At 60.9% G+C, this 3,629-nt stretch carries 3 protein-coding genes; all 3 read left to right on the top strand.

Annotated elements, in window-relative coordinates; all coding sequences use genetic code 11:
* Positions 1–134 precede the first annotated feature (134 nt).
* From Q0877_RS16980 to Q0877_RS16970, 3 genes are read left to right on the top strand one after another with little or no spacing between them, the layout of a single operon-like run.
* On the top strand, positions 135–662 hold the full coding sequence (locus Q0877_RS16980) for a PadR family transcriptional regulator (protein ID WP_299170027.1): 528 nt from the start codon (positions 135–137) through the stop codon (positions 660–662).
* Positions 659–1,372 (top strand): ABC transporter ATP-binding protein, encoded by a 714-nt coding sequence (locus Q0877_RS16975; protein WP_299170026.1) that lies wholly within the window; start codon positions 659–661, stop codon positions 1,370–1,372. The genes Q0877_RS16980 and Q0877_RS16975 overlap by 4 nt, the downstream gene beginning before the upstream one ends.
* Positions 1,369–3,603, top strand: a complete 2,235-nt coding sequence (locus Q0877_RS16970; RefSeq protein WP_299170025.1) for an FtsX-like permease family protein — start codon at positions 1,369–1,371, stop codon at positions 3,601–3,603. The genes Q0877_RS16975 and Q0877_RS16970 overlap by 4 nt, the downstream gene beginning before the upstream one ends.
* Positions 3,604–3,629: the final 26 nt, after the last annotated feature.

The raw sequence follows: 3,629 nt of genomic DNA, 5'->3' as shown, positions 1-3,629 counted from the left end.
GATCCCCTTGCGTGCTGTTTCTCGGGCGGGCCTAACGGTGAGATCTGAAGGATTCCAAGGGACTTCCCTTCCTGGCTCACGTTTGTGAGTGTTGCGGCTGGCCTTCGCTATGCACTCAGTGTATAGATTGAGGTGTGGACAATTCGCTGACCCTTTTAGGGCTTCTGAGTCGTGAGGCTAGCTATGGCTACGACCTGAAGCACTCCTACGACCGTTACTTCGGAGCTGGAAAGGTGCTGGCTTTCGGCCAGGTGTATTCGACCCTCGCCCGGATGGTCCGCGATGAGCTCATTCGTGCGTTGGGTGAGGAGGCCGGCGGAGGTCCTGATCGTAAGAAGTACGAGATCACGGTTGCTGGTCGGAGCAGGGTTCATGACTGGTTGTTCACTCCGGATGTTCCGTCGGAGCGCTTGCAGAGCAACCTGTTCGCGAAGACCGTCATCGCGTTGCTGATCGATGATGATGCCGACCGGCTGCTCGACGTACAGCGCAGCGAACATATAGCTCGCATGCGTGAACTGACTCGCGTGAAAAAGGACGCCGATCTGCCGCAGGTTTTGCTGTGCGACTACGGCCTCTTCCACATCGAAGCGGACCTTCGCTGGATCGATTTGACCAGCGCCCGACTCACCGAACTGAAGAAGGAGCTCCAGAGCGCATGAGCACTACGGACACAGCTGCACCGATCCTCAGCGCCCGTGGCCTGCAGCATTCTTTCGGGCCGACCGAGGCGTTACGGGGAATCGACCTCGACGTTCATGCCGGGGAGGTCCTTGCTATCATGGGGCCCTCGGGTTCCGGTAAGTCCACGCTGCTGCATTCTCTTGCCGGTGTTCTTGCTCCTGATAGCGGAACGGTGACCTACCAGCCCGCAGGAAAGCGCCGCATAGAGGTCAGTGCGCTCAACGAACCGGAACGCGCCCGGTTGCGGCTCACCGATTTCGGGTTCGTCTTTCAATTCGGGCAACTACTGCCGGAGCTTTCGGCCGCGGACAATGTCAGCATCCCGCTGCTCCTGGCCGGGACTCGACGCCAGGTAGCGCTCCGGAAGTCCGAGGACTTGCTGGAACGCCTCGGCCTGGGTGATGTTGGGGGAAAGCTGCCGGGAGAGCTGTCCGGCGGCCAGGCACAGCGGGTCGCCGTCGCGCGGGCGTTGGTGACCTCACCGACCGTACTTTTCGCCGATGAGCCTACCGGCTCGTTGGATTCCCTGGCCTCCGAGAACGTGCTGACTCTTATGCTCGACCTCGTTCGGGAAGCTGGAACGACAGTGGTGATCATCACCCATGATGCACGCACCGCAGCGTATGCCGATCGTGAAGTCATTGTCCGTGACGGAGCAATAGGCGCAGGTTACCGGGTGTCCGCGTGAATACCGGTTTGATACGACTCGCGGTGGTTGGCAGCCGGTCCTCCTACGGACGGCTCGCCGGGATCGCTGGAGGGGTCGCCGTTGGAGTGTGCCTGCTGTTGTTGCTCTGGGGTGGCGCGAACGGTCTGAGCGCCCGCGATGACCGCGGCGCCTGGTTACGTGAAACCGGCAGCCCGGCGGTAACCGTGTCCACTACGCCGGACGGCTCAACCGCTTCCGGGCCGGTAACACCGGTTCCGTTGACCTCCAGTACAGCGCTCATGAGGACAAATCCGGTCGAGGTGTTCCGAGACCAACTCATCAACCGGAGAGACTTTGCAGCCCTGAGCTCAACCACCGTCACCATTCCTGGGATCGGCGCACCCCCAAAACCGGGGCAATACTATGCCTCGCCGGCGTTGCAGGACCTGATCGAATCGAACCCCAATGATGAGCTTGGCGACCGGTTCGGGGACTTCGCCGGCATGATTGACGATTCCGCGCTGCCTGGACCGGATTCTCTGGTCGTCATCACCGGAGCCACGGAAACCGAACTCCGCGAAAGCGGCAGAGCTTCGCTGGTTTCAAGTTTCACGACCAACCCCTACGGCGGTCGCGCGGCCGCTTACAGCTCGGTGATATTGATCGGAGCAGTCGCTGTGTTCTTCCCGGTGCTGCTGCTAATCAGCATCGTCACGGGTTTGGGTGCCGCTGAGCGCAGGGAACGGTTCGCGACCCTGCGTCTGATCGGCGCGTCGCCGCGAACCGTTGCCGGGATCGCGGCGGTTGAAACAACGGTACCCAGCGTCCTCGGCGCGGTACTTGGCGTGGTGATGGCCGCGGCGCTGAGACCGGCAGCGGCACAGATCTCAGTCAATGGCACCAGGATGTTCACCGAGGACCTGAGTACCAGTTGGGTAGCCAACATCGCAGTCGTCGTCATAGTGGTCACGGCGTCGGCATTGGCAGCAGCCCATCGCACAGCGTGTGCCGGGATCGGCCCTCTGAGGGTGACACGGGCCGTGCTAGAGAAGGTACCCACCATGTGGCGGGCGGCGCCGCTGCTGGCAGGTCTTGCTGCCATGGCCACAGCCGTTGTTCTAATCCGGGTGCTGGAATTTCGCTTGCCGTGGCTGGAATCACCGCTGATGATCGGTGGATTCCTACTCATCCTCATCGGCATCGTCCTCATCGGCCCGTGGCTAACAAAGCTGGTAAGCCAGATCGCTCTTCGACGGGCGCGAAGCGCTGCGGCCGTCATCGCGGCCAGCCGGATCACCAGGACACCTGTGGCAACATTCCGTTCGGTCTCAGGACTCGTCATCGCTGTCTTCGTAGTATCCGTCTTTGCCGGGGCATCCAGCATCATCGAATCCCCACAAGCCGCGTCCCGGCAGGCCGGTCTACTGCAACCGAGCAGCATTCACGCCACTCTCACCGACGCAGCCGCGGAGACAAAGGTGCAAGAAACCATAAAGCATATCGAGGACATGCCAGGGGTTCAGAGCACCACCATCGGCTACGGCCCTGCAGCGCTGTCGACCGAAGGAGCTGGACCCGAAATTTATCTGCGATCCGCAGATGCCGTCGCTCTGGGATTCGAGAATGTCCCAGGAGCTGAGACCGTCAGTGTTCAAACGTCGTTCCTGCAACCCTGGTCCACGCAGCCACAGACACTTACCTCTGCTCCAGCCGGAGCACTCGAAAAATCCGTACCAGTGGTCATCATCGTTGGCACGAATAATAGCCTCGATGCGATGGATCGAGTCCGAACAGCGCTCAACACCTCGGGTATCACCGCCATGCCAGCCACTTCCCCTTCGGATCTCGAACTGCAGTCATCAACACGTCTCATCCACGGGCTGGCCGGGCTCGCTTATCTCGGAATGTTCGTGGCAATCGCAATCGCTGGTCTGTCACTCGCAGTAGCCACGGCTTCAGCCATTCTGGATCGGAAGAGAGCCCTTGGCCTGATGCGGCTAATGGGCATGCCAACGTCGGTCTTACGCCGAATCATCACACGAGAAGCAGCGGTCCCGCTCCTGAGCGTGCTCCTCCTATCAATCAGCCTCGGGTTCCTCGTCGCGTGGCTGATGGTCACGTCCATCAATGACGCCTATCAACTGACGTGGCCGGGAGCGGACTACTTCGCAGCACTGGGCCTGAGCCTGCTCCTAGCCTTCGGCGCAGTAGCTGCAACATTCGGTCTCGTCCGAAACAACACAGCCATCACCGCCACACGCTTCGAATAACCGACCTTCCCAGCACTTCCCAAGCA

This window comes from uncultured Arthrobacter sp., assembly GCF_947495145.1.
Classification (GTDB): Bacteria; Actinomycetota; Actinomycetes; order Actinomycetales; family Micrococcaceae; genus Arthrobacter_D.
This window is presented reverse-complemented; position numbering and strand designations above follow the sequence as displayed.

Bases quoted from the DNA above. Each gene is read 5' to 3' on its own strand.
- Q0877_RS16975 (WP_299170026.1), top strand. From the start codon at position 659: ATGAGCACTACGGACACAGCTGCACCGATCCTCAGCGCCCGTGGCCTG.